Genomic DNA, 24,942 nt, shown 5'->3' on the forward strand with positions numbered 1-24,942 from the left:
ATAGCCTTGCGACCTGAAAAGAGTTGGCCTCCCCGCGCCGGTAACGCGGAGAGGCCTTTTTGTATCGGGATCAGGCTTCGAGGTCGAAGCGGTCCGCGTTCATCACCTTGGTCCAGGCGGCAACGAAGTCCTTCACGAACTTCTCCTTGTTGTCGTCCTGCGCATAGACTTCCGAATAGGCGCGGAGGATCGAGTTGGACCCGAAGACGAGGTCCGCCCGTGTCGCCGTCCACTTCACCTCATCCGTCTTCCGGTCGCGGATTTCGTAGAGGTTGTTGCCGGTCGGCTTCCATGCATATTTCATGTCCGTCAGATTGACGAAGAAGTCGTTGGTCAGCGTACCTTCCTTGTCGGTGAAGACCCCGTGCTTCGTGCCGCCGTGATTGGTGCCGAGCACGCGCATGCCGCCGACGAGAACCGTCATCTCCGGCGCCGTCAGCCCCATGAGCTGCGTGTGGTCGAGCATCAGCTCTTCCGCACTGACGACATAGTCCTTCTTGAGCCAGTTGCGGTATCCGTCTGCAACCGGTTCGAGATAGTCGAAGGACGGCGCGTCCGTCATCTCGTCGGTAGTATCGCCCCGGCCCGACGCGAAGGGAACCTCCACTTTCACGCCCGCGGCTTTCGCGGCCTGCTCGATGCCGACATTGCCTGCGAGCACGATGACATCCGCCACGCTGGCGCCCGCCTTGGCTGCGATCGGCTCGAGAACCGAGAGCACCCTGGCCAGACGTTCGGGCTCATTGCCCTCCCAGTCCTTCTGCGGAGCCAGGCGGATGCGCGCCCCATTGGCGCCGCCACGCATGTCCGAACCGCGATAGGTACGTGCGCTGTCCCAGGCGGTCGCCACCATGTCGCTCACGCTGAGACCGCTCGCGGCGATCTTCTTCTTCAACGCCTTGACGTTGTAGCGCGTCGGACCGGCCGGAACCGGATCCTGCCAGATCAGGTCTTCCTTCGGCACGTCCGGTCCGACATAGCGGACCTTCGGGCCCATGTCGCGATGGGTGAGCTTGAACCAGGCGCGCGCGAACGCATCGTCGAAGGCGGCCGGATTCTTGCGGAACCGTTCCATGATCTCGCGATAGACCGGGTCCACCTTCATCGCCATGTCGGCATCGGTCATGATGGGCATGCAACGGGTCGTCATGTCTTCCACATCGACCGGCATGTCCTCTTCCTTGATGTCGACCGGCTGCCACTGCCAGGCGCCCGCCGGGCTCTTCTGCAGCTCCCATTCATGGTCGAGCAGCATGTCGAAATAGCCCATGTCCCATTTGGTCGGGTTCGAGGTCCATGCGCCTTCGATGCCGCTGGTGATGGTATCGCGGCCGTGACCGGAGCCGGTCGGATTGGCCCAGCCGAGGCCCTGCGCTTCGACGCCGGCCGTTTCCGGGTCGGGGCCGAGCTTGCCCGCATCGCCGTTACCATGCGTCTTGCCGACGGTGTGTCCGCCGGCGGTCAGCGCGACGGTTTCCTCGTCGTTCATCGCCATGCGCTCGAACGTCTCGCGCACCTGTCCGGCGGTCTTCATCGGATCCGGCTTGCCGTTCACGCCTTCCGGGTTGACGTAGATCAGACCCATCTGAACCGCGGCCAGCGGATTTTCCATCGTGGTCGGATCTTCGACGCTGTCATAGCGCCCGTCGCTCGGCGCGAGCCATTCCTTTTCCGACCCCCAATAGGTGTCTTCCTCGGGGTGCCAGATGTCTTCGCGTCCGAAACCGAAACCGAAGGTCTTCAGACCCATGGTCTCATAGGCGATGGTACCGGCCAGCACGATGAGGTCGGCCCAGCTCACCTTGTTGCCGTACTTCTTCTTGATCGGCCACAGCAGACGGCGCGCCTTGTCGAGGCTGACATTGTCCGGCCAGGAATTGAGCGGCGCGAACCGCTGATTGCCGGTGCCGCCGCCGCCACGGCCATCGGCCACGCGGTAGGAACCCGCCGCATGCCACGACAGGCGGATCATGAGACCGCCATAATGGCCCCAGTCGGCCGGCCACCATTCCTGGCTGTCGGTCATCAGCGCGCGCATATCCTTCTTCAGCGCGTTGAAATCCAGCTTCTTGAGCTCATCGCGATAGTTGAAGTCCTTTCCCATCGGATTGGTCTTCGTATCGTGCTGATGAAGGATGTCGAGGTTCAGCGCATTGGGCCACCAGTCCATGTTCGACATGCCGGTGGATGTGAGGGCGCCGTGCATGACCGGGCATTTGCCGGTGGATTTCGGGTCATTTCCGTCCATTTGACTTTCTCCCATTGAGACTTCGCTTCAGGAGCGCGGAGCAGGCCGGTTAAAGGGGGCCGCCTGACCTGCGCGGGAACGAATGATGGGCTTCACGCCTTCCGCTCGTAGTCAGTTTCTACCACTTCATTAGAATAATTATAATTTGTATTTCCTGATAGCGGCGATAGGCTCAGCTTATGAATGCGATCACGATCAAGCACCTTCGCTATTTCGATGCGCTGGCCCACCACGGGCATTTTGGGCGCGCAGCGGAAGCCTGCGCGATTTCCCAGCCGGCCCTCTCCCAGCAGATCAAGGAGCTGGAAGAAATCACGGGCGCCCCGCTCGTCGAGCGAGGAACGCGGCATATCCGCCTGACCGGCCTTGGCGAGGCCTTCGCGAAGCGTGCGCGGAGCATCCTTCAGGCGGTGGACGAGTTGGGTGATCTCGGCCGGGCGTCCTCCGACTGGCTGACGGGGCCTCTTCGGATCGGCGTTATCCCGACCGTGGCCCCCTATCTGCTGCCGAAGATTATCAAGGTCTTGGCCGAGCAATATCCCGAAGTGGATCTGCGCCCGCGCGAGGCTGTGACCCAGAAGCTCATCGAAGATCTGCAGGACGGCCGCCTGGACGCAGCTATCGTGGCGCTGCCCGTTTCGGAAGCGTCCCTGACCGAGCAGCCGCTTTTCGATGAGGAATTCGTTCTCGTCCGTCCGCTCGAAGATGCCGACAAGCCCATTCCCGGTGCGGACAAACTTCGCGAAATGCGCCTGCTTCTCCTCGAAGAGGGCCATTGCTTCCGCGATCAGGCGCTGTCTTTCTGCAAGCTGTCGGGCAGCGAACCGCGCGATCTCGTGGAAGGGAGTTCCCTTTCGACACTCGTGCAGATGGTGGGCGCCGGGATCGGCGTCACGCTCATCCCGCAAATGGCTGTACCCATCGAAACATGCTCCGCGCCGGTTTCCGTTGCGCGGCTGGGCGCCCCCCGCCCTTCAAGAACAATCGGCATGGTATGGCGAAAAACCAATCCGTTGTCGGATCAGTTCGAGAATATTGCCGAAATCGTACGCCGGGCGGGTGCCGGCCAGGGGTGAGCGCAAGCGCCGGTGCCTATTCGAATGCGCCCAGCCATTTTCCCAGCAGCCTGTCGAGCGTCTTACGCTCGTTTTCGCTCAGCACCTCCACCATGGCATGCTGATTTTCGACATGTGCCGTGACGGCCTTGTCGATCAGCTTGTGCCCCTTTTCCGTCAGCGCGATGACGAAGCCTCGTCCGTCCTCCGGATTGCGACGGCGCGTGATGAAGCCCGTCTGCTCCAGCCGGTCCAGCCGGTTGGTCATGGTGCCTGATGTCACCATTGTCCATTCGATGAGTTCCGAGGGCGAGAGCGCATAAGGCTCCCCTGCCCGCCGCAGCGTGGCCAGCACGTCGAAGCTTGCGGCATTCAGGCCATGGGCGGTGAAGACGCGTTCCATGCCTTGCGCCAGATGTGCCGTAAGGCGTTTCATCCGGCCGATCGTACCCATGGGGGCGACGTCCAGATCCGGACGCTCCGCCCGCCATTGGTCGAGAATTCTGTCTATCTGATCCATACACGACACTCTCCCATAAATATCTTGACGTCAAGATAATAGCCATATATCTCGACATCAAGATAAATGGAGGCGACACATGACGCGCACATTCGATCTCGTATCCACTGCAATGGCTCCTGCGATCTGGGGCACCAGCTATATCGTCGCGACCGAGATGCTGCCCGACGGCTATCCGCTGACGGTAAGTCTGCTTCGTGCCCTCCCGGCAGGCCTTTTACTCCTTCTGATCGTCCGCCGACTGCCGCCCAGGGACTGGCTTGGCCGTACCCTCATTCTTGGCGGGTTGAATTTCACAGCTCTCTGGACGTTTCTCTTTCTGGCGGCCTATCGCCTGCCTGGCGGTGTGGCAGCCACTTTGGGCGCAACACAACCCTTGATGGTGTTGTTTCTTGCAAGGGCCGCTCTGGGTACGACGATTTCCATGCCCGGCGTCATCGCCGCATGTACCGGAGTCATGGGGGTTGGGCTGCTGATCCTCTCGCCCGAGGCGAAGCTCGATTTCGTCGGTGTGATGGCCGCCATTGGCGGTGCGCTCTCCATGGCCAGCGGAACGGTGCTGACCCGTAAATGGCAGCCGCCTGTTTCCGCGCTCACATTCACCGCATGGCAGTTGACGGCTGGCGGGCTTCTTCTGCTGCCGATGGCCCTCTTCTTCGAGCCAGGATTTCCCCTCCCCTCCGCCGTCAATCTGGCCGGTTTCATCTGGCTCGGTCTCGTCGGAGCGGCGCTGACCTATTTTCTCTGGTTTCGCGGGATTGCACGGCTCGGTCCGGCTAGCGTCACCGCTTTCACATTGCTGAGCCCTTTGAGTGCGGTCCTGCTGGGTTGGCTCTTGCTCGACCAGCGCTTGTCGCTCGAACAGGCCTGCGGCGCCGCGATCGTGATGCTGAGCGTCTGGCTTGGACAACGTGCCGGCCGAATGGCTCCCACCGTTGCCTCATCCCTTCAGAGCAAAGGATAAACAGGAATGAAACTGATCGTTTTCGGTGCCACCGGCGATGTGGGCAGCCATGTGGTTGCCGAAGCGCTAGCCCGGGGTCACGCCGTCACTGCCGTGGCCAGATCGCGGGACCGGCTTGACAAGTTGCCCGGCAATCTGAGGCGCGAGGTCGGTGACCTCATGATCGATGCGGATATCACCGTCGGATTGATGGCGGGGCATGACGCGGTTATCGGCGCGCTTCGTCCACCGACGGGCAGTGAGACCGACCTGGTCGGTCTGACCCGCACTCTCCTGGAAGGCGCTGCGGAAACATCTCTTCCCGTGTTCGTGACCGGCGGAGCGGCAACCCTGAAACTGGCCGATGGAAGTGGCGACACGGTTTTGACCGCACCGGGCTTCCTGCCTGACGCGGTGTGTCCGATTGCCGAAGCCTGCGCAGCGCAGGATGCCTTGCTCGAAACGGAAAATGAGGCGGCATGGACTTGCCTGCGGCCGCCCGCCCTGCTGTTGCAGGGGCCGCGGACAGGACATTATGTCAGTGGAACGGATACGCTTGTGACCGATGCTGAAGGAAACTCGCAGATATCCTATGCCGATTTCGCGGTTGCCATGCTGGACCTGACAGAAGCGCGGGACGGCCGCCACAAACGCTTGACGGTCGGGTGGCGGTAAACCGTAGTCGGAAGAAAATGGCAGGACTCCATTTTTGAAGCCTCGCCTGCCTGACGCCTTCCGCAGACGTCTTATGCGTGTATCTTCACCGGCAGCGTGGCGTAACCGCGTACGAAGTTGGAGCGGACGCGTTCCGGCTCGCCGACGACTTCGATCCGGCTGAAGCGCTTCAGGATTTCTTCCCAGAGAATGCGCAACTGTAATTCGCCGAGGCGGTTGCCGACGCAACGGTGGATACCGAAGCCGAAGGAGAGATGCTGACGCGGCCGGGCACGATCGATGATGAAAGCTTCCGGATTCTCGATTACTTCATCGTCGCGATTGCCGGACAGGTACCACATGACCACCTTGTCGCCCTTGCGGATGGTCTTGCCGCCAAGCTCGGTATCTTCCAGCGCGGTCCGACGCATATGCGCCAGCGGCGTCTGCCAGCGAATGACTTCCGGTATCATGCTGTCGATCAGCTTGCGGTCGGCCAGCAGCTTCTCATATTCCTTCGGATTCTGATGCAGCGCCAGCACGCTGCCCGACATGGAATTGCGCGTCGTGTCATTGCCGCCCACGATGAGGAGCGCCAGATTGCCGAGGAACTCTTCCGGCGGCATGTTCCGCGTCGCTTCCGAATGCGCCATCATCGAAATGAGATCCGGTTCCGGATCGGCATTGACGCGCTCGTTCCACAATGTCTGAAACGCGCCCGCGCATTCCATCAACTCGTCGGTGCGCTGTTCCCAGCTATCGATGATGCCTGTACCGGGCTGCGCGGTGATGACATCGGACCAGCGGGTGAGCTTGGCGCGCTCCTCATAGGGAAAATCGAAAAGCGTCGCCAGCATGCGTGTCGTCAGCTCGATGGATACCGTCGGTACCCAGTCGAATTCCTCGCCCACCGGCAGACTGTCCAGCACCCCCGCCGTCCGCTCCCGGATCAGGCCGCTCATCCTGGCGAGATTGTCCGGCGCGACGATGGGGCTCACGGCCTTGCGCTGCGCGTCATGCCGGGGCGGGTCCATGGCGATGAAGTTGGGAAGGTCGATACCGCCCTGCCCGGATTTCTGGATGCTGTCGTCGATGACGATACCGCCGAATTTCGCTTCCGAGGAATAGATCTGGTGGTGCGTCTCGACATGCATGATGTCGTTGTATCTGGTGACGGACCAATAGGGCCCATAGGCGCTATCCGCGCAGAAATGCACAGGATCTTCCGCGCGCAGCCTGGCAAAATAATCGCCGACCGTGTCCGTCTCGAAAAGCACGGGATTGCTGACATCGATCTCGTCGAGCGGAATCGACGCCGCCGCCACGGCGGGACGTTCTGCGGCCATGCTCATGGGGTCCTCCTCCCTGATGAATGACAAGCGCATTAATTGAGTAAAGTATCAATAACAATCCTGCAGCCTGTCAACATCTATTGAGCCATGGCATGATCCGGCACCGAAATGACCGGGAGAATCGTTGAATTGTCCGTTGAAGGAAATCGCCGCCGAACCCGCCTTTCCCCAGAGGACCGGCGTGCCCAACTGCTTCATTGCGCCCTGGCCGCTTTCGCCGAGCATGGAATAGCGCGCGCGACGCATTCTCACGTGGCGGCGCGGGCCGGCGTTTCCATTCCGGCCGTCTATTCCTATTTCCGGACCCGGGACGATCTCGTCGCCGCGACTCTGGCAGAGGTCGAAACCTTCCTGGACGGCCTCCTCGCGGACTCGCTCGCCCGGAAAACGCTGCCCGCCGACGAGGCGCTGACGATACTCGCGCGCCTGTTCACGGACAGCGTGGAGGAACAGCCGGACCGCATTCGCGTCTGGCTGGACTGGAGCACGGGCACGGGAAGCGATCGCTGGCCGGCCTATCTGGAGGTTTTGGGGCGGCTGCACCACGCCGCGGAAGCGACCATCAGGCGCGGCCAGAAGGCAAACGACATTCCCGCCTGGATAAACCCGAAAGCCGCTGCGCGCATTTTTATCGGCGGCGGGCACACCGTGGCATTGATGAAATTCGCTGGGGCGACGAAGAAAGAGGTCGACGCCGCCCTCCTGCAACTTGTGGGCGGCGCCACCGGCTGGACGCGCACGCCGGAATGATCAAAACTGCCAGCTCATACGAAGCGTGGCGACATGATAATCCGCGCCCGTGCTGATGGATTCCGCGACGCCGGTCGAGCCGCCGGTTTCGAACTGGCCGGTACCGGTACGATCTCTTTTCGGAATGTGCATGTAGTTGTACTGCGCGCCGAGCACGATGTGCTCGGAGAGCTTGTAGTCCACGCCGGCCCCGAGCAGAAACCCGCTCTGCCAGACTTCCTCGAAGAACTCGCTGATGCCGGGGCGTCCGGTCGAGGTGTGAATGTCGGTCCCCGCATAGCCGGCCAATCCGTAGAACAGATAATCTTCCCGCGCATAGCCGAATTTCGCAGCGGCGGTCGCAAACCAGTCGATCGTGGTCTTTTGCACCACGCCGGGTGTCGAGGAGCTGTCGGAGGTATCTTTCAGATGCCCGGTGGACGCCGACAGTTCAACGCCCGCGACCCACGGTCCCCACTGATGGAGATAGCCCGCCTGGCCGCCCGCGATGAGGCCGTTCACCTTCGGATTATGCGTTTCGCCCGCGCTGGCGGCATACAAACCGGCTTGGTTCCACTCCCAATGCTCTTCGGCCGCGAGGCCGCCCGCATGGGCACCCAGATAGAAACCCGACCAGTCCGCGGTCTCCGCCTGCGCGGCATGGCCCGCGGCGAAGAAAGCGGATGCAAGAAACGCTGCGCCCAGCGCGAATCGATTGAACATTGAGCCCCCCCTATTCCGAAATATCGCTTAGGCTTAGTCAGCTTGAGCAATGTGTCAATTGCCTTTGAAGAAAGGCTCAGCGCCCGACCTTGAACGTGGCGCTGCCGCGCGCGACGAGATCGCCCGCCTCGTTACGGAGTTCGGCCTCCGCAAAGGCGATGGCCCGGCCGCGATGGCGAACCCAGCCCTCTCCCACCAGGCGGCCGGGATCGGCCCGCCCGATAAAACTCGTCTTCAGTTCCAGGGTAACCTGCGGCATTTCCGGATCGTCCGCCGGATGGGTGAGCCGGACCGCGTGTCCGCACAATCCATCGAGCATGGCGGCAAGGAAACCGCCATAAATCCGCCCGCCCCTGTTCAGGAAATGGTCGCCCGCGAAATAGGCCGCGCGGATATGGCCGCGCTGCCTGTCCGTCTCCAGAACTTCCTTGCCGAGTGTAATGGCGGCGGCGGATTCCCATTCGTCGGGATTGCGGTTTTCCGCTGCGTCCTCATTCGCCCCTTTGCTCACCGATCGTCTCTTCCTGTGCAACTCCCGGCCCGTCCGGATCCGGGCCGCACGGGGCCGACGGTCAGGACGACGCGCTCGGGAAGGGTTCCTTGTACTTTTCCCTGATCCACTTCTTCTGGCAGGAGACATGCTCTTGCGAAAGAAGCTCGAAACCCTGCTGGTCGCAGTATTTCGACGCCCTGAAGTCGCCCACGCGCTTGTTGACGCATGATTGCAGGTCGGGGACCCAGAGGAAGATACATACCATGGGAATATAGCGTTCCTCGCATGGCAGTTCGGAAATGTATTTCTGTTCTTGCGGGCTTCGCCGATCCCACCAGGCCTGGGCTTTCGTCGCGTTGCCGCGCTCGCTATCGACGCAAGCCGGCATTTCGGCCGCCGACGCAGGCATGGCCTTCATGGCCACCATGCCCAATCCGAACGCCATGACCATCCACAGCAGTGCCTTCACCTCATCTCCTCCCCAGTTGATAAAGGTTATTTACTAACCTGCCGCGAAAGGAGAAGCGGATGCAATCGTCAATTTGAGGTGGAAGAACGATTTTCGCAGGCGCAGGCCGAAGACCGGCCGCACCTGCGAAAAAGATCGTGCGATCAGGCCGAGGCCGCCGCGCTCGGGCGGGCCTTCATCCGCTCGAACCATGCGGCAACATTCTTGTTGCCGGTATCGACCGCCTGGCCGACCTGCGTGCCGAAATCCATGAAAGCGAAAAGCAGAATATCGGCAAGCGTCATGCGGTCGCCGGCGAGGAACTGTTTGCCTTCCAGCAGACCGTCGAGCCATTTCAGCTTGTCCTGCGCGATGGCCTTGAGACCGTCCGCGGCTTCCGGCAGGCAGCGCATGCGATCCTTGAACATCGGCAGGCCTTCCGCATAGCGGAAACCGCCGGCCATGGGTTCGCAGATGCCCAGATCCACGCGGCGCGTCCACATATGCGTTTCGGCCCGCTCCTCCGGCGTGGTGCCCACAAGCGAATTGTCCGGGAACTTCTCGTCCAGATATTCGCAGATCGCCGTGATCTCGGAGATCACGCTGCCATTATCGAGTTCGAGCGCGGGAAGCTGACCGGCCGGGTTGACCTTGAGATAAGGCTCCTGGCGGTTGGCGCCGGTCATAATATCCACTTCCTCGAAGGGGATTTCGATGCCCTTCTCCGCCATGAACATCTTCACCACACGAGGGTTGGGGCCGATGGAATTGTAGAACTTCATGTTTCTCTCCCTGTACACGGTTCTGAATGCCGTTCGCTCATGTTTATCCGATGCCGGGACCGCGCGCTACCGGACAGGGCTTGGCCTGTGGACGTCCCTCGCGCTATAGGGCTTGGAGGGCGCGGCAGGAAACGGCACATCGGCGGCGCCGTCAGGGAGGATCGATGACAACGCCGTCGGGAAAAGAAACGCGCGGAAAACCGCCGCCGTTCTACGGGTGGTATGTCGTGGCGGGCGTCTTCATCGTCATGACGGTCTGCGCCGGGCTCGGCTTCTACAATCTCTCCGTCTATCTGAAGGCGTTCATATCGTCGGAAGGCTTTTCCGTCGCGGCGACCTCCGGCGCCACGGCCTGTTTTTTCGTTGCCTCCGGCATCACGGGCATCGGCGTCGCCTGGTTCATCGAGAGATACGATCCGCGCTGGATCATCACCGCCGGTGCGGTCGTGAGCGCGGCGGCCATCCTGCTGGCCGGCTATGTCCACACGATCTGGCAGCTATATGCGTTCTACGTCGTATTCGGCAGCGGCTATGCCGCCACTGCCCTCATCCCGGGAACGACGCTGGTTGCGCGCTGGTTCGCGAGGCGCCGCTCCATCGCATTGTCCATCGCCTCGACCGGATTGTCCCTGGGCGGAATAATTCTGACGCCGGTTTCGGTGCGCCTGATCGATGCGAACGGGATCGGCGGCGCCGGCCCATGGCTTGCCGCGATCTTCATCGTCGGCGTTATCCCCGTGACATGGGCTTTTATCCGTCCTTCCCCGCAATCCATGGGCGTCGGCCCGGATGGCGACGAAATCCGGCGCGACGAAACCGGGGTGGAACTGCCGCCCGACGGCATCGACTTCGACATAGCGGTCGCAAGCCGGTTCTTCCTGCTTTTCACCGCGGGCTACATCTTCGTGATGATGGCGCAGGTCGGCGCAATCGCGCATCAGTTTCGCCTGGTCTCCATGCGCACCGGAAGCGACGACACGGCCGCTCTGGCCATTGCCGTCATGGCGGGCGCCAGCATTGTCGGGCGTCTCGCCGGCGGCTGGGCGCTGGCATGGATGTCGTCGCGCTTTTTCGTTCTCGGCCTCATCGTGACCCAGGCGGTGGCTCTGTCTCTCTATGCCGCGCTGCATGGACAGACGGCGCTTATCGCAAATGCGGCGCTGTTCGGACTGACAGTCGGCAATCTGTTGATGATGGCGCCTCTACTGATCGCGGAAGCCTTCGGGCTGAAGGCCTATGGCCGGCTCTATTCGGTGAACCAGTTTTTCATGACGCTCGGCGTGGCGTCCGGCCCGGCGCTGATCGGGATACTCGAAGAAACCACCGGTGGCTATGACGCCTCCTTCTTTCTGGTGGCGGCGGGCTCCCTTCTGGCATTCGGCCTGATCGCCGCGGCGGGCCCCGTGGGGCGGCTCATGGAGCAACAAACGGGAGATACGGCACATGACTAGATTCGGCCCGGATGTGGTCTTGAACGACCCCGCATTCATTCACGACACGGCCCTCATTTACGGCAAGGTGACGGTCGGCGAAGGCGCCTCGCTCTGGCCCTATGTCGTCATCCGCAGCGAGATGCATGAAGTGGTGATCGGCAAGCGAACCAATATCCAGGATTTCGTGATGATCCATGTCGGCAACGAGACGCCGACGGTCATCGGCGACAATTGCTCCATCACCCATCACGTCACCGTGCATGGCGCCGAAATCGGCGATAACTGCCTGATCGGCATTAATGCGACCCTGATGGACGGAGCAAAGATCGGCGCGAACTCCATCGTCGCCGGGCACAGCATCGTCACGGAAGGGACCGAGTTCCCGCCCAATTCCATCATTGCGGGATCGCCGGCCAAGCTGGTGAAGACGCGGGATAATCGCGTGGCGAATATCATGAACGCCCGCTTCTACTATGAAAACGCGCTCGCCTATGCCCGGGGCGACCATCGCGTGACCGACCGCGACAGTTTCCGCAAAGCCATGGAAGACGAATTGAAGGCGCTGTCCTGACCGGATCGGGATGGGGTGGTCACCCTATAAATCCCTTGGTTTGCCGCAACGGAAACGATAAGTAAGGCGGGCGCGTCGCCTGCCCGGGTCGGCGCGTCTGTTTTCTGGAGAGTTTCATGGGTGAGGACAGCGCCGGCGCTCCGGCGCCGGGAGAGACAGGCGGGCCAAGGCCCCGACCGCGGATATTCTACGGCTGGTACGTTGTCGGCGCGGTCTTCGTGACGCAGACGGTCGGCTGCGGCCTCCTGTTCTACAATCTTTCCATTCTGCTCAAGGCGTTCGTCGCAGAGGGGCCTTTCTCCGTCGGCACGACCTCCGCCGCGACGGCCATGTTCTTCCTGTCCTCCGGCGTGACAGGCCTTGGCGTCGGCTGGCTGCTCGACCGCTACGACCCCCGCTTCGTGATGACGGGCGGCTCGCTGCTCGCCGCCGCCACGCTGGCAAGCGCAGGCCATGTGAGCGAGCTCTGGCAGCTCTACCTGTTCTATATCCTCTTCGGCATGGGCAATGCGGCGCTGGTGGTGATTCCGGGCATGACCATCGTGGCGCGATGGTTCACCCGGCAGCGTTCCAAGGCCATCGCCTATGCCTCCACCGGCCTGTCGCTGGGCGGCATCGTCTTCACGCCGTTTTCCGCCTCGCTGATCGAAAATCTTGGCCTCGGCGGCGCGGCCTACTGGCTTTCCTTCATCCTGTTGATCGGCATTCTGCCGGTGTCATGGGTGTTCCTGCGGCCGAGCCCGGAATCCATGGGCCTTGCCCCGGACGGCGATCCGCCGCGTCTGCGCGCGGATGGCAGCGTCGAACCGCCGGACGGCGTGGACTATGCCGACGCGATCCGCAGCCGCTTTTTCATTCTTTGCACGGCGGCCTATGTCTTCTCGATGATGGCGCAGGTCGGCACGCTGGCGCACCAGTTCCGGCTCGTTTCCCTGCGCGCGCAGGACGACGGCATTGCGGCCTATGCCATCTCGATCATGGCCGCCTCCAGTATCATCGGCCGGCTGGTCGGCGGTTCGCTCCTTCAGCGGATTTCGTCCCGCGCCTATCTGATGGGAATTTTCTGTATTCAGGCCGTGGCGTTCTTCTCATTCGCCTTTGCCCACACGAACTGGCAGCTTTTCATCGTCTCGTCCCTTTTCGGCGCGACCGTCGGGAACCTGCAGATGATGCAGCCGCTCCTCATCGCCGAGGCGTTCGGGCTCAAGGCCTATGCCCGCGTCCTGTCGCTGGCCCAGATGATCACCACCTGCGCGAACGCGGCGGGCCCCGCCCTGCTCGGCTTCCTCTATGAGACCACGACCGGCGGGTATCAGACCGCCTTCCTCGTCATCACCATCTCGCCCATTCTCGGTTTTCTGGCGCTCTGGGCGGCGGGCCCCGTTTCCGCGCCTCTCAAGGCCCACCGGACCGCCGAAAACGAGACGTTCTGACTGGCCGCTGGCCTCGTAGCGCGCCGCGGATTATGCTGCGCCGCAAATTCCTATCAGCAAAGACGGACCGGACATGAAGCTTCCCAGCAATTTCTACAAGCCCCTCGCCATCGGCGCCCCCGAGCCCTATCGCGAATTGCCGATCCGGCTGGAGCGGATGATCCATTTCTTTCCCGGGCACAACGAAAAGGTCCGCGCCCGCGTCGGAGAGATGATCCCGAAGGTCGACGTGCTGCTGGGCAATCTCGAAGATGCGATCCCCGCCGACGCCAAGGAAGCGGCGCGTCAGGGCTTCATCGAAACGGCGAAGGCCCATGATTTCGGCGAAACGGGTCTGTGGACGCGCGTGAACCCGCTGAACAGCCCCTGGTTCCTCGACGACGTGACGGAGATCGTCGGCGCCGTCGGCGACAAGCTCGACGTGCTGATGCTGCCCAAGGTCGAAGGCCCGTGGGACATCTATTTCACCGACCAGCTCCTCGCCCAGCTTGAAGCGAAGCATGGCGTGAAGAAGCCGATCCTCATTCACGCGATCCTTGAAACCGCGCAGGGCGTGAAGAATGTCGAAGAGATCGCCGCCGCGAGCCCGCGCATGCACGGCATGAGCCTCGGTCCGGCCGACCTCGCCGCCTCGCGCGGCATGAAGACGACGCGCGTCGGCGGCGGCCATCCCTATTACGGCGTGCTGGAAGACCCGAAGGAAGACGGCAGTGCGCGCGCCTATGCGCAGCAGGATCTTTGGCACTATACCGTCGCCAAGATGGTGGACGCCTGCCTCTCCAACAACATCAAGCCGTTCTACGGCCCGTTCGGCGACATTCAGGATCTCGACGCCTGCCGCCAGCAGTTCCGCAACGCCTTCCTAATGGGCTGCGCGGGCGCCTGGTCGCTGCATCCCAACCAGATCGCCATTGCCAAGGAAGTCTTCAGCCCTGAGCCCGATGAAGTGATCTTCGCCAAGAAGATTCTCGACGCCATGCCCGACGGCAGCGGCGTCGCCATGATCGACGGCAAGATGCAGGACGACGCGACCTGGAAACAGGCCAAGGTCATCTACGACCTTGCCGAAAAGGTCGCCGCCCGCGACCCGGACCTGGCCGAGGCTTACGGCATAAAGTGACGCCCGCCACACGATGAATTGAGACGAAAGGCTGGCCTCAGAGCCAGCCTTTCCATTTCAGGAAGGCATATTCCGCCACGGCGCCGAGCAGAAGCAGGCCGACGACGATGGCGAAGGATCCGGAATATTCCGATCCCGGAATACCGCCGACATTGATGCCGAGAAGCCCGGTGACGAAACCGAGCGGCAGGAAGATCACGCTGACAATGGCCAGCACATAAAGGTTCCGGTTGAGTATGTCGGCAAGGCGGCTTTCCACCTCATCCTGCAACACGCTCGCCCGGTCGCGCATCGTGTCGAGCTCTTCCATATGGCGCGTGGCGTCGTCCAGAATGTCCTGAAACTTCGTGCGCGCCCGCTTGTCGAGCCAGGGCGCATCGTCCCGCGACAGGCTCATGAGCGCTTCGCGTTGCGGCGCGATGAAACGCTTCAGCCGCAGCACCCGCTGGCGCAGCTTGGCAAGCCGCGTGCGCATCTCGCGGTCGGCATTGTCGATGATCTGTTCTTCATAGCTGTTCAGGAGGTCGTTGAGACCGGCGACGATGGGCTGTGTGCGTTCCACCAGCCCGTCCGCCAGTTCGGTCACGAAACGCGCCGCGTCCTTCGGCCCCTGTCCGCCGGACATCCGATCCGCAAGGCTCCGCACCGCCTGGAGCGGCCTCAGATAGACGCTGATCACGCGCCCCTTCTCCACCCACATGCGGATCGAGATCATGTCTTCGGGGCTTGCGTCCGGATTGAGGTTGACGCCTCTCAGATTGATGATGGCGCCCTCGCCCATGCGCGTGAAACGGGGGCGGGTCTCCGGCGCGCTCAGGGCCTCCACCACGATCGGATCGAGACCGCTGCCCTTTGCCAGCCAGTCGAGCGCGGCCTCGTCCCGCAGATGGATATGGGCCCAGACCAGCCCGTCGGCCCGCGGCGCGGAAGCCGAAGACAGCTCGACCGGACCGGCCTGACCGCCCGCATCCACGGCGAAGGCGAATGATTTTGAGTCTTGCTCTGTCATCGCCCGTAGTTTCGCCGTGGAAGCGCGATTTGGCCAGAGGAGCCCTCGGACCCCGCCGGATCAGGAAAGCGTGGCAAGCGCTTCCGGGCTGAAAGGCAGCAGTTCGGGATAGCGCTCTTCATGGATTTTCCGCGCCCATGCCGGGTCCACCAGCAGCGCCCGGCCCACGGCCACAAGGTCGAACTCGTCCTTGTCGAGCCGCTCGAGCAGGTCGTCGATGCCCGTGGCTTCCGACGACTCGCCCATGAAGGAGCCGATGAACTCGCCCGAAAGGCTGACGCTGCCCACTGTGATGGTCGGCTTGCCGGTGAGCTTCTTGGTCCAGCCCGCCAGGTTCAGGTCGGATCCGTCGAACTCAGGCTCCCAGAAGCGGCGCTGCGAGCAATGGAACATGTCGACTCCCGCCTCGGAGAGCGGCTTCAGGAATGCGCCCAGAAGCTCCGGCGTCTGCGCCAGCTTCGCCGTGTAGTCCTGCTGCTTCCACTGCGAGAAGCGCAGGATGAGCGGATAGTCGTCGCCGACCCGCCGCCGCACTTCCTCGATGATCTCCACGGCAAAGCGCGTGCGGCCGACCATGTCGCCGCCATACTCGTCCTCGCGCTCATTGGTCCCCTCCCAGAAGAACTGGTCGATGAGATAGCCATGCGCGCCATGCAGCTCGATGCCGTCGAAGCCGATCTCGCGCGCATCATAGGCGGCCTGGCCGAAGGCCTGGATCGTGTCCTTGATCTCCTGCGTGGTCATCGGCTCGGCATGCTTGGAACCCGGCTTGGTGAGGCCCGAGGGACCGTGGCTCGGCAGATGCGTATTGGTCGCCTTGGACGGGTTGCGCATCATGCCGACATGCCAGATCTGCGGCATGATCTTGCCGCCTGCCCCATGCACTTCCTCCACCACGCGCTTCCAGCCTGCCAGCGCCTCATCGCCCCAGAACTGCGGCACATTCGGATCGCCGGTGGAAACGGGCGTGTTGACCGTCGTCCCTTCGGTGATGATAAGGCCGGTCTCGTTTTCCGCGCGCCGCCGGTAATAGGCCGCGACCTCCGGCCCCGGCACCGCGCCCGGGGATTTCGAGCGCGTCATCGGCGCCATCACGATACGGTTCGGCAAGGTCAGGCCGTTGAAGGTGAAAGGCCGGAACAGGGATTCTACAGAGCGGGACATGTGTTTTTCTCCAGAGGGCAAATTTTCGAATAGGCGTCATAATGGGGACCCCGCCGCCAAGAACAAGACTTATGACGGCAACAAGCTGTTCAACTCACGCAACCCGGAAGCTCAATGACGCATAACCCAGCTCTCGAAAAACTCGGTTTCAAACCAGACGACCGCGTGGCGATCCTGCATGTGGACGATGTCGGCATGTGCGGGGCCTCGCTGGCCGCCTTCGACGAGCTATGGGCGAAAAGCGCGGTAACCTGCGGCTCGGTCATGGTGCCCTGCCCCTGGTTCCGCGCGACGGCCGAATGGGCCCGCGCCCACCCCGCCGCCGATCTGGGGGTTCATGCGACGCTGACCAGCGAATGGTCCGGCTATCGCTGGGGCCCCGTCTCCACGCGCGATCCGGCCAGCGGCCTGATGGACGATGAAGGCGCGTTTCCCCAAACCTCCCCCGAAATCATGGAAAGCGCCGCCCCCGAAGCCGCCGAACTCGAACTGGCCCGACAGGTCGAACTGGCGCTGGAAGCCGGGATCGCGGCCACGCATTTCGACACCCATATGGGCTCGGTGATGGACCGCCGCCTCTACCCCCTGTTTCTCGAGGTCGCGCACCGTCACGGCCTCGCCCCCTTCGCCTTGCGCCTGACGGCGGAACAATGGGGCCGCGCCGGATATCCGGAGGAAACGGTTCAGGTGCTGACCCGGGAGACCGCGCGCCTCGAAGAGGCCGGCATTCCGCTGCTGGACCGGATCCACCAGCTTTCGCTCTCCGACGAAGAGGACCGCCTCCCCAAGACGAAAGCCATGATCGACACCATCAGGCCGGGACATATCGGCTATGTGGTTTTCCACCCCGCGCATGACACGCCTGAAATCAGGTCGATCTGCCCGGATTGGCGCTCTCGCGTCATGGACCACGAAATGCTGGTTTCCGGTGCGATCCGGGAACATGCCGAAGCGCAGGGAATCAACCTTGTCGGCACACGGGCCCTGCAAAACGCCATGGCGGAGAGCTGACGCGAAGGAACGCCGTTACATTTGCGCTTTCCGGCCAAGCTGATAGGTTTCGCGACCCGAACGGACGGCCCCGAGTAAGGAAAGTTGGGCAGGAATGGAGATCAACCGGCAGGCGAAATTCCGGATCGGACAGGTGGTGCGGCATCGCTTCTACCCCTTCCGTGGCGTGATCTTCGACGTCGATCCCACCTTCAACAATACCGAGGAATGGTGGCAATCCATTCCCGAAGAGGTACGCCCGCGCAAGGATCAGCCCTACTACCATCTGCTCGCCGAAAACGGCGAGACGGAATATGTGGCCTATGTGTCCGAGCAGAACCTGCTTCCCGACGAGTCGGGCGAGCCGGTTCGGCATCCGCAGGTCGCCGAATTCTTCGGGCCGCTGGAAGACGGTGTGTACAAGCTGCGTGAAGACAACTCCCACTAAACACAAAGCGCGCCGCATGAGCCGCCGCCCCTGCTTCTGACAAGGACCTCCTATTGCGCCAGGACAACAGGCCCTATCCCATTCGTCGCCTGCGCGACGGCTTTCAGAAAGCCTGGACGAAACGCTTTCTCGTTCCCGGCTTTGAAGCCGTCGGCCCCGGGCTCGATGTCACCAATCCCTGGGACGTGGAGCTTTGGGGAAGAGGCATCACGGCGGGTGCCAATTTCCATCTCCACGCATCGCGCGGCAATCTCGTTCGCATTGCGACATGGCAGGCGGCGGACAGGCACGGCCGCGTGACCATCGGTGACAATGTGCTGATCAGTCCCGGCACCCAGATCATCTCGTCCATCGACATCGAAATCGGTAGCAACACGATGATGGCAAGCGGGGTCTATATCTCCGACTCCGATTGGCACGACACCTACGATCGAACCGCCGAACTCGACAAATACGCCCCCGTTCGCATCGGCGACAACGCCTGGCTCGGGGTGCGCGCCATTATCGGCAAGGGCGTCACGATAGGCGATAACAGCATCATCGGCGCCGGAGCCGTCGTCACCCGGGACGTGCCGGCAAACACGATCGCGGCGGGCAACCCCGCGCGCGTCGTCCGCGAACTGGACCCGGACCGCCCCCGTCGGCGGCGCGCCGACCTGTTCGAGAATCCCGAAAAGCTCGCCCGCGACGTCGATCTGTTGCAGCGCTATCTGCTTCGGGAGAACACCTATTGGCGGTGGCTCCGAAGCATTTTCGCGCCCACAAGGGAAGACTGACGAAGATTATTCCGGCTTGGGAAGATCGTTCGTCGCAGCGGTGAAGCCGTCGAGTTTCACCGGCACGGTGACGGGCCCCTTGCCGAGAACGACGAAACTGACCTTCAGTTCGTTGCCGGCCTTCAGCCCCTGCACATTTTCCGCGCTGAGCTTGTGTTCGGCCTGGCATCCCGTCGGCAGGCAATAGGCGTAACCGGACTTGGCCATTTCCTTGCCGTCCAGTTCGTATTTTACGCCGCCGGGAAGGACGGATCCGAGAGGGGTCATCGAGAACATGAAAAGCTGACCCTTCTCACTCGGATTGTACCCGACACCCATGTAGAGAATACGCTGTTTCTTGTCTTCGCCGATTCGAACGTCGACAAAGGCATGACAGGTTTCGGCGGTACGCTTTCCGGCATCGCAGCGCGTGCTCCACGATCCGAAATTCTTGATTTCCGGCTTGGGCTGCTGCTGCTTATCCTGCGCGAACGCAGGTGCCGCCAGAAGCGGCGCGGCAAGGAGGCCGGCAAGGGCAAGGCTGAATGACCGGCGAAACTTCATGGGAACTCCTTTTCCGGCATGGCCGGGTGGCTGGCGGATATCTGATGCGTCTGAGAAGGTTTCACCGCAAATTTCGGCCAAATCATGTCGGCACCCTGGCGGCGGCGGTCTGTGCGCTGGTCGGCCTGCTTGTTGTCGCGGGATCGCCGCTCTGCGCTGGTGAACGACTACATGCCATCTCGATGCATGGAACGCCAGCCTATCCGGAGGGCTTCCCCCATTTCAACTACGTCAATCCGGACGCGCCCAAAGGCGGAAAGATAAGGTTCGGCGCAACGGGCAGTTTCGACAGCCTGAACCCGTTTATCGTTAACGGCACGGCGGCGATCGGCCTGCGTGAGCATGTGTTCGAAAGTCTCATGGCGCGCGGATATGACGAACCGTTCACGTTATACGGATTGCTCGCCCAATCTGTGGAGTGGCCGGCGGATCGCGGATCGATCACCTTCCATATAAATCCGGATGCGAAATTTTCGGATGGCTCATCCGTAACGGCGGAGGATGTGGCTTTTTCGCTGAAAATCCTGCGCGACAAGGGCCGGCCGAACTACGGCACCTATTATTCCAAGGTTGTCAGGATCGAAAAGCCCGACCGCCTGACGATACGTTTCGTATTCGACGGATCCGGAGATCGTGAAATTCCTCTCATCATGGGGCTTATGCCGATCCTGCCGAAGCATGTTTACGAGAAACGCGACTTCAAGAAATCGAGCCTCGAAAAACCGGTCGGCAGCGGACCCTATGTCGTCAGCTCCATGGAACCCGGGCGTCGCATCGTCTACGCGCGCAATCCGGACTATTGGGGCGAACGCCTTTCCGCCAATCGCGGCCAGAACAATATCGACCTCCTGAATTACGAATATTACCGCGATGCCAATGCTTCCTTCGAAGCCTTTAAATCCGGCCTCTATGACGTTCGGGTGGAAGACGATCCGGGGCGCTGGACCACCGGCTATGATTTTCCGGCTGTCCGGGACGGCAAGGTCCGGCGGCAGACATTCCCGACTGGTATGCCGTCGGGTATGCGCGCCCTCGTCTTCAACATGCGCAGAAAGATATTCGCCGACAGGCGCGTCCGCGAAGCGTTGATCGAGCTGTTCAACTTCCCCTGGATCGACAGGAACCTCTATCACAGCGTGTATATCCGTACAAAGAGCTATTTCGATAACTCTGTCCTCGGGTCGCATGGCAGGGCGGCCACCGAAAGGGAAAGAGAGCTGTTGGCGCCCTTTCCCGGCGCCGTGACGCCGGACATTATGAAACGCGGCTGGCGCGCACCGGCGGGCGATCCGAAAGGGCTGAACCGCGACGGCAGGATGCGCGCCGTGGAGCTGCTGCGGGCAGCAGGCTATGAAGTGCGGGACGGCGGAATGGTCGCCGGAAAAACCGGAGAACCGCTTTCATTCGAAATTCTCGTCACGACGCCCGAGGACGAGCGCCTCGCCCTCGTCTACCGCAATATGGTGCGGCAGGCGGGCATATCGGCCTCGGTCAGATATGTCGATTCCAGCCAGTATCAGCAAAGACGCGACGAATATGATTTCGACATGATCTTCAATGACTGGTTCGCCTCGCTTTCCCCCGGCAATGAGCAGCTTTTCTATTGGGGATCGCAAGCCGCCGAGCAGCCGGGAACGCGCAACTATATGGGGATGAAAAGCCCCGCGGCGGACGCCATGATCCACGCCATGCTGGAGGCGAAGACCGAAACCGAATTCGTCTCGGCATCGCGGGCGCTGGATCGCACGATCATGTCGCAGGCATGCCTGATCCCCCTCTTCCATCGCGACCGGCAATGGCTCGCCTTCTGGAACAAGGTCCGTGTACCGGACACGACCTCGCTCTACGGCTTCCGCCCGGGCACATGGTGGATCTCGCCGAGGAATTCCCACTAGGCGAGCGCCGGACGACACCCGCGTAACGTCGATGCGAAGAAGCGTGTTCCGGTTTTCGATATTGTTTTCACACAAGGCGATGCCATGCCGATTCCGTGACTTCGGCGCCTATCGCGATTAGTGTTTCCGTATCCGTCGTCATCGACGGGGTGTAATCGGGGGACGAAGACGGCGGACCTGCCAGCGTTTTCAGGGAGGTTCCGCATGAATAAAACGATCCGCACGGCCTTGCCGTTCCTTGTGTCCGGCGTCGCAATCCTTTCCATCGCAACGAGCGACGATGCCCACGCCGCAGGCTTTTTCCTGCGCGATCAGTCGGCCTGCGCCCAGGGCATGGCCGATGCCGGCGTGAGCGCCGGTTGTGACGATGGTTCCATCAGCGGCATTTTCTTCAATCCGGCAACCTTGACGCTGAATGACGGTGTCCATTTGACCGGCGAAGCGGCGCTCATCGCAGCCAGTGCACATATGAAGGAAGCCCGCGCCAGCACCTATAACGGTTACCCGATCGCCGGAACGCCGGGAGGCAATCTGCTTCAGACGGCTGTTGTGCCCGCGGCTTACGGATCGTGGCAACTGACAGACGACACATATGCGGGGTTCAGTTTCAACGCACCATGGGGGCTGGTGACAAGCCAGGACGAAACATGGATTGGCCGTTATCACGGCATCACCTCGGCCCTGCGAAGCTACAATCTCACGCCCATGCTCGCATGGAGGCCCACCGACTGGCTGTCGCTGGGCGCCGGTTTTCAGGTGCAGTACTTGACGGCGAGGCTTACCAGCGCCGTGGATATCGGCAGCGCCGTCTCTTCTCAGTTGCTTCCCCTCCCCGGCATCACACCCGGCGACGGGGCGAACGACTCCTATGCGGAGGTCAGGGGAAACACATGGTCCTATGGCTATACGCTGGGCATATTGCTGGAGCCATCGCCGGATTGGCGGATCGGGATCGGTTACCGCTCGAAACTCGACGTCGACCTCGACGGCGCGGCCCGTTTTACCGTAAGCCCTTCCGGCCAGTTGGCCTCAGGCCTCTCCGGCGCCCTGCAAGACACGGGCGGCTCCACGCATATCACTCTGCCACAGACGGTATCCCTCGGCATCCGGCACGATCTGGACGACAGATGGACGCTGGCCGCCGAACTTGCATGGATGCAATGGAGCGAGTTCGACCGCCTGGTCGTGAAATTCGACAATGCGGATCAGCCGGACGATGTGACGGTCAACAACTGGAAGGACAGCATCTTCGTTTCGCTTGGCGCAACCTACCGCCTCTCGGACAAACTGAGATTACGCGCGGGCGTCGCCTTTGACGAAGGGGTTATCCCCGGCGGGGAATACAGGGATGTCCGGATTCCCGATGCCGACCGCTACTGGGTCTCTGTCGGTGCCGGATACGACCTCACCGATTCCATCACTTTCGACGGCGCCTATTCGCATATTTTTTCGCCTGAAACGACGATCGACCAGCATGCGAATGACGAGGGCAATCAGCTTCGCGGCAATCTGAACGGCAAGGTCGAAGGGTCGGCGGATGTCGTCAATACGAGCCTCAGCATGACCTTCTGAGAGCTCAGCCCGGTTTCTCGGCGAAGATCGATTCAAGGCTCGTCATGTTCATGCCGTGCTTGAAATAGTTATAGGGCGTGACGTTGACCGACTTGATGATGGCCCGCTCGATATCCGTGCCGGGCGTTCCGTCTTCATGCGGCACCATGTCGAAATCGATGACGTTGATACAGGCCGGGTCCTGCTCGAACGCCCGCACCGATGTCAGCGCGTTCTCGCGCGAACAGCCCGTCGCCGCCCATCCGAGGATCAGCCGGTTGATGCCTTCATGCGCGGCGATCAGCATGGTGTGCCAGCCGGGCTCAGCCAGCAGTCTTTCGATCTCGTCCACAGCGCGGTTCAGCGCATCGCGGAAGACTTCGCCGCCTTCCATCATCGTCGCGCCTTCCTCCGCGGCGGTCTCGAAATAATAGGCCATCTTCGCGGCCAGCTCGGCCCGGCTGCGGATCGTGCCGATCCGCCCGCCGTGAATTTCGACAAGGCCGGGAATGACTTCAAGCGCAGGTCTTGCGTTCGCCGGCTGCGCGGCGAGTGCGCGTTCGGCGGTCTGCTGCGTCCTGGGCACGCCGGAGCATGCCGCCCGGTCGAAGCGGATATGGGAAAGCGCCTGCCCGGCGGCGTCGGCCTGTTCCTGTCCCAGAGGCGTCAGCGGAACGACCTTCGTGTCGCCGCCCGCCGCGGCGATTTCCTTGCCGAAATAATCCACATGCCCGTGGCGCATCAGATAGATCCGGCGGCGGCCGGTGGTTCCCGGGAGTACGGTCATGGCTATGCCTCATAACGAATTCGCCGGCGGACCCGATCCGATCCGCCGGCGACAGTTCTAGCGTAATCGCGTGACGGTCAGATAGCTTCCGCCTTCTTCAGGGCGTCGATATCGCCGCCCGAGAAGCCCCAATCGGCCAGAGCGTCCTCGGTATGCGCGCCGACCTCCGGCACCGGTCCCTGAATCTTCGACTCGGTGCGCGAAAAACGCGGCGCCACATTGGGCTGCGCCACGCCGTCGATTTCAACGATGGTTTCACGCGCCTTGTTGTGCGGATGATCCTTGGCTTCGGTGATGGAAAGAACGGGCGCAAAGCAGATATCGGTGCCCTCCATGATCTCGCACCACTCGTCCCGCGTCTTGGTCTTCATGACCTCGGAGATCTTTTCCTTCATTTCCGGCCATTTCGACTGGTCCATCTGCGCGTCCCAGATATCTTCGGACAGCCCGGCCTTCTCACGCAGGATCGCATAGAACTGCGGCTCGATGGAGCCGAGCGAGACCCACTTGCCGTCCCTGGTCTCATAGGTGTCGTAGAAATGCGCGCCGCCATCCAGCATGTTGGTGCCATGCGGTTCCTTCCACATGCCCGATGCCGTGAAGCCGTAGAACATCGCCATCAGCGAGCTGGCGCCATCCGTCATCGCGGCATCGACCACCTGCCCCTGGCCGGAGCGCTGCGCCTCGTGAAGCGCGGCCAGCATGCCCATGGCGAGATAGAGCGCGCCGCCGCCGAAATCGCCGACCAGGTTGAGCGGCGGAACCGGCTTCTCGCCCGGACGGCCGATCGCGTGCAGCGCTCCGGTGAGCGAGATGTAGTTGATGTCATGGCCGGCAGCCTTGGCGAGCGGCCCGGTCTGGCCCCAGCCGGTCATGCGGCCATAGACGAGTTTCGGATTGCGCTTCAGGCACACATCCGGACCGAGGCCGAGGCGTTCCATCACGCCCGGGCGGAACCCTTCCTGCAGGATATCCGCGCTCTCGATGAGCTTGAGGCAGGCTTCCACCGCTTCCGGCTTCTTCAGGTCCAGCGCAACGGAGCGGCGCCCGCGGCTGGCGATATCGAACTTCGATCCGCCGCGCCCGCCCTTGCGGTCGATGCGGATGACATCGGCGCCCATATCGTTCAGCAGCATGGCGCAGAACGGGCCCGGCCCGATGCCTGCGAACTCGATGATCCTGACGCCGGAAAGAGGCCCGCTTCCCATTTTGCTCACTCCCTTGAAAAAATCGTTGTCATCGTCTTTTGACGCCTCTTTTAGCCTTTGCTCGCGG

General features: G+C 62.0%; 25 protein-coding genes. 13 read left to right on the forward strand and 12 right to left on the reverse strand.

Going from position 1 to position 24,942, the window contains the following annotated elements; all coding sequences use genetic code 11:
- Positions 1 to 70 precede the first annotated feature (70 nt).
- Positions 71 to 2,248, reverse strand: coding sequence for a catalase/peroxidase HPI (gene katG, locus FHS78_RS00065; protein WP_167089063.1), 2,178 nt, complete (start codon positions 2,246 to 2,248; stop codon positions 71 to 73).
- 179 nt (positions 2,249 to 2,427) lie between these two features.
- Between katG and FHS78_RS00070 the strand changes: the two genes are divergently transcribed.
- Positions 2,428 to 3,324 carry a hydrogen peroxide-inducible genes activator gene (locus FHS78_RS00070; protein WP_167089065.1) on the forward strand — a complete coding sequence of 299 codons (897 nt, stop codon included), beginning with the start codon at positions 2,428 to 2,430 and terminating at the stop codon, positions 3,322 to 3,324.
- Between the two features lie 16 nt (positions 3,325 to 3,340).
- Here the strand turns inward: FHS78_RS00070 and FHS78_RS00075 are convergent, their stop codons facing one another.
- The gene (locus FHS78_RS00075) at positions 3,341 to 3,823 is read right to left on the reverse strand and encodes a MarR family winged helix-turn-helix transcriptional regulator (protein ID WP_167089067.1); all 483 of its coding nucleotides are present in this window, start codon (positions 3,821 to 3,823) and stop codon (positions 3,341 to 3,343) included.
- Between the two features lie 79 nt (positions 3,824 to 3,902).
- Between FHS78_RS00075 and FHS78_RS00080 the strand changes: the two genes are divergently transcribed.
- Both FHS78_RS00080 and FHS78_RS00085 read left to right on the forward strand, forming a co-directional pair.
- On the forward strand, positions 3,903 to 4,787 hold the full coding sequence (locus FHS78_RS00080; protein WP_167089069.1) for an EamA family transporter: 885 nt from the start codon (positions 3,903 to 3,905) through the stop codon (positions 4,785 to 4,787).
- A gap of 6 nt (positions 4,788 to 4,793) precedes the next feature.
- Complete coding sequence (locus FHS78_RS00085) at positions 4,794 to 5,441, forward strand: NAD(P)-dependent oxidoreductase (RefSeq protein ID WP_167089070.1); 648 nt, start codon at positions 4,794 to 4,796, stop codon at positions 5,439 to 5,441.
- Positions 5,442 to 5,512: 71 nt separating this feature from the next.
- On the opposite strand, the gene FHS78_RS00090 is transcribed toward FHS78_RS00085, so the two are convergent.
- Entirely contained in the window at positions 5,513 to 6,766 is a 1,254-nt protein-coding gene (locus FHS78_RS00090) for a cytochrome P450 (protein WP_425500281.1), read from the reverse strand.
- Between the two features lie 114 nt (positions 6,767 to 6,880).
- Between FHS78_RS00090 and FHS78_RS00095 the strand changes: the two genes are divergently transcribed.
- A complete protein-coding gene (locus FHS78_RS00095) occupies positions 6,881 to 7,522 on the forward strand; it encodes a TetR/AcrR family transcriptional regulator (protein WP_246220284.1) in 642 nt (213 codons plus the stop codon).
- Here FHS78_RS00095 and FHS78_RS00100 read toward each other — a convergent pair whose 3' ends face one another.
- The 4 genes from FHS78_RS00100 to FHS78_RS00115 all read right to left on the reverse strand — a co-directional run bounded on the left by FHS78_RS00100 (position 7,523) and on the right by FHS78_RS00115 (position 9,947).
- Positions 7,523 to 8,224, reverse strand: coding sequence for an outer membrane protein (locus FHS78_RS00100; RefSeq protein ID WP_167089076.1), 702 nt, complete (start codon positions 8,222 to 8,224; stop codon positions 7,523 to 7,525). It abuts the gene before it with no gap.
- A 76-nt stretch (positions 8,225 to 8,300) separates the two neighbouring features.
- Positions 8,301 to 8,735, reverse strand: a complete 435-nt coding sequence (locus FHS78_RS19545) for a hotdog domain-containing protein (protein WP_167089078.1) — start codon at positions 8,733 to 8,735, stop codon at positions 8,301 to 8,303.
- Positions 8,736 to 8,796: 61 nt separating this feature from the next.
- Positions 8,797 to 9,186, reverse strand: coding sequence for a hypothetical protein (locus FHS78_RS00110; RefSeq protein WP_167089080.1), 390 nt, complete (start codon positions 9,184 to 9,186; stop codon positions 8,797 to 8,799).
- 143 nt (positions 9,187 to 9,329) lie between these two features.
- Complete coding sequence (locus FHS78_RS00115) at positions 9,330 to 9,947, reverse strand: glutathione S-transferase family protein (protein WP_167089082.1); 618 nt, start codon at positions 9,945 to 9,947, stop codon at positions 9,330 to 9,332.
- A gap of 164 nt (positions 9,948 to 10,111) precedes the next feature.
- Here FHS78_RS00115 and FHS78_RS00120 point away from each other — a divergent pair, with 164 nt between their 5' ends.
- From FHS78_RS00120 to FHS78_RS00135, 4 genes are all read left to right on the forward strand, one after another.
- Positions 10,112 to 11,398: an MFS transporter gene (locus tag FHS78_RS00120; protein ID WP_167089084.1), complete on the forward strand. Its 1,287-nt coding sequence runs from the start codon at positions 10,112 to 10,114 to the stop codon at positions 11,396 to 11,398.
- Positions 11,391 to 11,951, forward strand: a complete 561-nt coding sequence (locus FHS78_RS00125; RefSeq protein ID WP_167089086.1) for a gamma carbonic anhydrase family protein — start codon at positions 11,391 to 11,393, stop codon at positions 11,949 to 11,951. The genes FHS78_RS00120 and FHS78_RS00125 overlap by 8 nt, the downstream gene beginning before the upstream one ends.
- A 116-nt stretch (positions 11,952 to 12,067) precedes the next feature.
- Positions 12,068 to 13,384 (forward strand): MFS transporter, encoded by a 1,317-nt coding sequence (locus FHS78_RS00130; RefSeq protein WP_167089088.1) that lies wholly within the window; start codon positions 12,068 to 12,070, stop codon positions 13,382 to 13,384.
- A 73-nt stretch (positions 13,385 to 13,457) separates the two neighbouring features.
- Entirely contained in the window at positions 13,458 to 14,504 is a 1,047-nt protein-coding gene (locus FHS78_RS00135) for an HpcH/HpaI aldolase/citrate lyase family protein (RefSeq protein ID WP_167089090.1), read from the forward strand.
- A 37-nt stretch (positions 14,505 to 14,541) separates the two neighbouring features.
- Here the strand turns inward: FHS78_RS00135 and FHS78_RS00140 are convergent, their stop codons facing one another.
- Together FHS78_RS00140 and FHS78_RS00145 are read right to left on the reverse strand one after the other, a co-directional pair.
- Entirely contained in the window at positions 14,542 to 15,513 is a 972-nt protein-coding gene (locus FHS78_RS00140) for a zinc transporter ZntB (protein WP_167089092.1), read from the reverse strand.
- Between the two features lie 60 nt (positions 15,514 to 15,573).
- Positions 15,574 to 16,677, reverse strand: coding sequence for an NADH:flavin oxidoreductase (locus FHS78_RS00145; RefSeq protein ID WP_167089094.1), 1,104 nt, complete (start codon positions 16,675 to 16,677; stop codon positions 15,574 to 15,576).
- Positions 16,678 to 16,791: 114 nt separating this feature from the next.
- Here FHS78_RS00145 and FHS78_RS00150 point away from each other — a divergent pair, with 114 nt between their 5' ends.
- From FHS78_RS00150 to FHS78_RS19550, 3 genes are all read left to right on the forward strand, one after another.
- The gene (locus FHS78_RS00150; protein WP_167089096.1) at positions 16,792 to 17,688 is read left to right on the forward strand and encodes a ChbG/HpnK family deacetylase; all 897 of its coding nucleotides are present in this window, start codon (positions 16,792 to 16,794) and stop codon (positions 17,686 to 17,688) included.
- A 94-nt stretch (positions 17,689 to 17,782) separates the two neighbouring features.
- Positions 17,783 to 18,115, forward strand: coding sequence for a heat shock protein HspQ (hspQ, locus tag FHS78_RS00155; protein WP_167089098.1), 333 nt, complete (start codon positions 17,783 to 17,785; stop codon positions 18,113 to 18,115).
- Between the two features lie 53 nt (positions 18,116 to 18,168).
- Positions 18,169 to 18,891 carry an acyltransferase gene (locus FHS78_RS19550; protein WP_281356536.1) on the forward strand — a complete coding sequence of 241 codons (723 nt, stop codon included), beginning with the start codon at positions 18,169 to 18,171 and terminating at the stop codon, positions 18,889 to 18,891.
- Between the two features lie 6 nt (positions 18,892 to 18,897).
- Here the strand turns inward: FHS78_RS19550 and FHS78_RS00165 are convergent, their stop codons facing one another.
- The gene (locus FHS78_RS00165) at positions 18,898 to 19,434 is read right to left on the reverse strand and encodes an invasion associated locus B family protein (protein WP_167089100.1); all 537 of its coding nucleotides are present in this window, start codon (positions 19,432 to 19,434) and stop codon (positions 18,898 to 18,900) included.
- Here FHS78_RS00165 and FHS78_RS00170 point away from each other — a divergent pair.
- Positions 19,416 to 21,329, forward strand: a complete 1,914-nt coding sequence (locus tag FHS78_RS00170) for an extracellular solute-binding protein (RefSeq protein ID WP_246220285.1) — start codon at positions 19,416 to 19,418, stop codon at positions 21,327 to 21,329. The genes FHS78_RS00165 and FHS78_RS00170 overlap by 19 nt on opposite strands.
- Before the next feature lie 204 nt (positions 21,330 to 21,533).
- Entirely contained in the window at positions 21,534 to 22,901 is a 1,368-nt protein-coding gene (locus FHS78_RS00175; RefSeq protein WP_167089102.1) for an OmpP1/FadL family transporter, read from the forward strand.
- Positions 22,902 to 22,905: 4 nt separating this feature from the next.
- Here FHS78_RS00175 and FHS78_RS00180 read toward each other — a convergent pair whose 3' ends face one another.
- Both FHS78_RS00180 and FHS78_RS00185 read right to left on the reverse strand, forming a co-directional pair.
- Positions 22,906 to 23,667 carry a histidine phosphatase family protein gene (locus FHS78_RS00180; RefSeq protein ID WP_167089104.1) on the reverse strand — a complete coding sequence of 254 codons (762 nt, stop codon included), beginning with the start codon at positions 23,665 to 23,667 and terminating at the stop codon, positions 22,906 to 22,908.
- A 77-nt stretch (positions 23,668 to 23,744) separates the two neighbouring features.
- On the reverse strand, positions 23,745 to 24,875 hold the full coding sequence (locus FHS78_RS00185; protein WP_167089106.1) for a CaiB/BaiF CoA transferase family protein: 1,131 nt from the start codon (positions 24,873 to 24,875) through the stop codon (positions 23,745 to 23,747).
- Positions 24,876 to 24,942 lie beyond the last annotated feature (67 nt).

It is taken from the genome of Parvibaculum indicum (genome assembly GCF_011762095.1).
Lineage (GTDB): Bacteria > Pseudomonadota > Alphaproteobacteria > Parvibaculales > Parvibaculaceae > Parvibaculum > Parvibaculum indicum.

Bases quoted from the DNA above. Each gene is read 5' to 3' on its own strand.
- katG (WP_167089063.1), bottom strand. From the start codon at position 2,248: ATGGACGGAAATGACCCGAAATCCACCGGCAAATGCCCGGTCATGCAC.
- FHS78_RS00070 (WP_167089065.1), top strand. From the start codon at position 2,428: ATGAATGCGATCACGATCAAGCACCTTCGCTATTTCGATGCGCTGGCC.
- FHS78_RS00075 (WP_167089067.1), bottom strand. From the start codon at position 3,823: ATGGATCAGATAGACAGAATTCTCGACCAATGGCGGGCGGAGCGTCCG.
- FHS78_RS00080 (WP_167089069.1), top strand. From the start codon at position 3,903: ATGACGCGCACATTCGATCTCGTATCCACTGCAATGGCTCCTGCGATC.
- FHS78_RS00085 (WP_167089070.1), top strand. From the start codon at position 4,794: ATGAAACTGATCGTTTTCGGTGCCACCGGCGATGTGGGCAGCCATGTG.
- FHS78_RS00090 (WP_425500281.1), bottom strand. From the start codon at position 6,766: ATGGCCGCAGAACGTCCCGCCGTGGCGGCGGCGTCGATTCCGCTCGAC.
- FHS78_RS00095 (WP_246220284.1), top strand. From the start codon at position 6,881: ATGACCGGGAGAATCGTTGAATTGTCCGTTGAAGGAAATCGCCGCCGA.
- FHS78_RS00100 (WP_167089076.1), bottom strand. From the start codon at position 8,224: ATGTTCAATCGATTCGCGCTGGGCGCAGCGTTTCTTGCATCCGCTTTC.
- FHS78_RS00115 (WP_167089082.1), bottom strand. From the start codon at position 9,947: ATGAAGTTCTACAATTCCATCGGCCCCAACCCTCGTGTGGTGAAGATG.
- FHS78_RS00120 (WP_167089084.1), top strand. From the start codon at position 10,112: ATGACAACGCCGTCGGGAAAAGAAACGCGCGGAAAACCGCCGCCGTTC.
- FHS78_RS00125 (WP_167089086.1), top strand. From the start codon at position 11,391: ATGACTAGATTCGGCCCGGATGTGGTCTTGAACGACCCCGCATTCATT.
- FHS78_RS00130 (WP_167089088.1), top strand. From the start codon at position 12,068: ATGGGTGAGGACAGCGCCGGCGCTCCGGCGCCGGGAGAGACAGGCGGG.
- FHS78_RS00135 (WP_167089090.1), top strand. From the start codon at position 13,458: ATGAAGCTTCCCAGCAATTTCTACAAGCCCCTCGCCATCGGCGCCCCC.
- FHS78_RS00140 (WP_167089092.1), bottom strand. From the start codon at position 15,513: ATGACAGAGCAAGACTCAAAATCATTCGCCTTCGCCGTGGATGCGGGC.
- FHS78_RS00145 (WP_167089094.1), bottom strand. From the start codon at position 16,677: ATGTCCCGCTCTGTAGAATCCCTGTTCCGGCCTTTCACCTTCAACGGC.
- FHS78_RS00150 (WP_167089096.1), top strand. From the start codon at position 16,792: ATGACGCATAACCCAGCTCTCGAAAAACTCGGTTTCAAACCAGACGAC.
- hspQ (WP_167089098.1), top strand. From the start codon at position 17,783: ATGGAGATCAACCGGCAGGCGAAATTCCGGATCGGACAGGTGGTGCGG.
- FHS78_RS00170 (WP_246220285.1), top strand. From the start codon at position 19,416: ATGACCGGCGAAACTTCATGGGAACTCCTTTTCCGGCATGGCCGGGTG.
- FHS78_RS00165 (WP_167089100.1), bottom strand. From the start codon at position 19,434: ATGAAGTTTCGCCGGTCATTCAGCCTTGCCCTTGCCGGCCTCCTTGCC.
- FHS78_RS00175 (WP_167089102.1), top strand. From the start codon at position 21,534: ATGAATAAAACGATCCGCACGGCCTTGCCGTTCCTTGTGTCCGGCGTC.
- FHS78_RS00180 (WP_167089104.1), bottom strand. From the start codon at position 23,667: ATGACCGTACTCCCGGGAACCACCGGCCGCCGCCGGATCTATCTGATG.
- FHS78_RS00185 (WP_167089106.1), bottom strand. From the start codon at position 24,875: ATGGGAAGCGGGCCTCTTTCCGGCGTCAGGATCATCGAGTTCGCAGGC.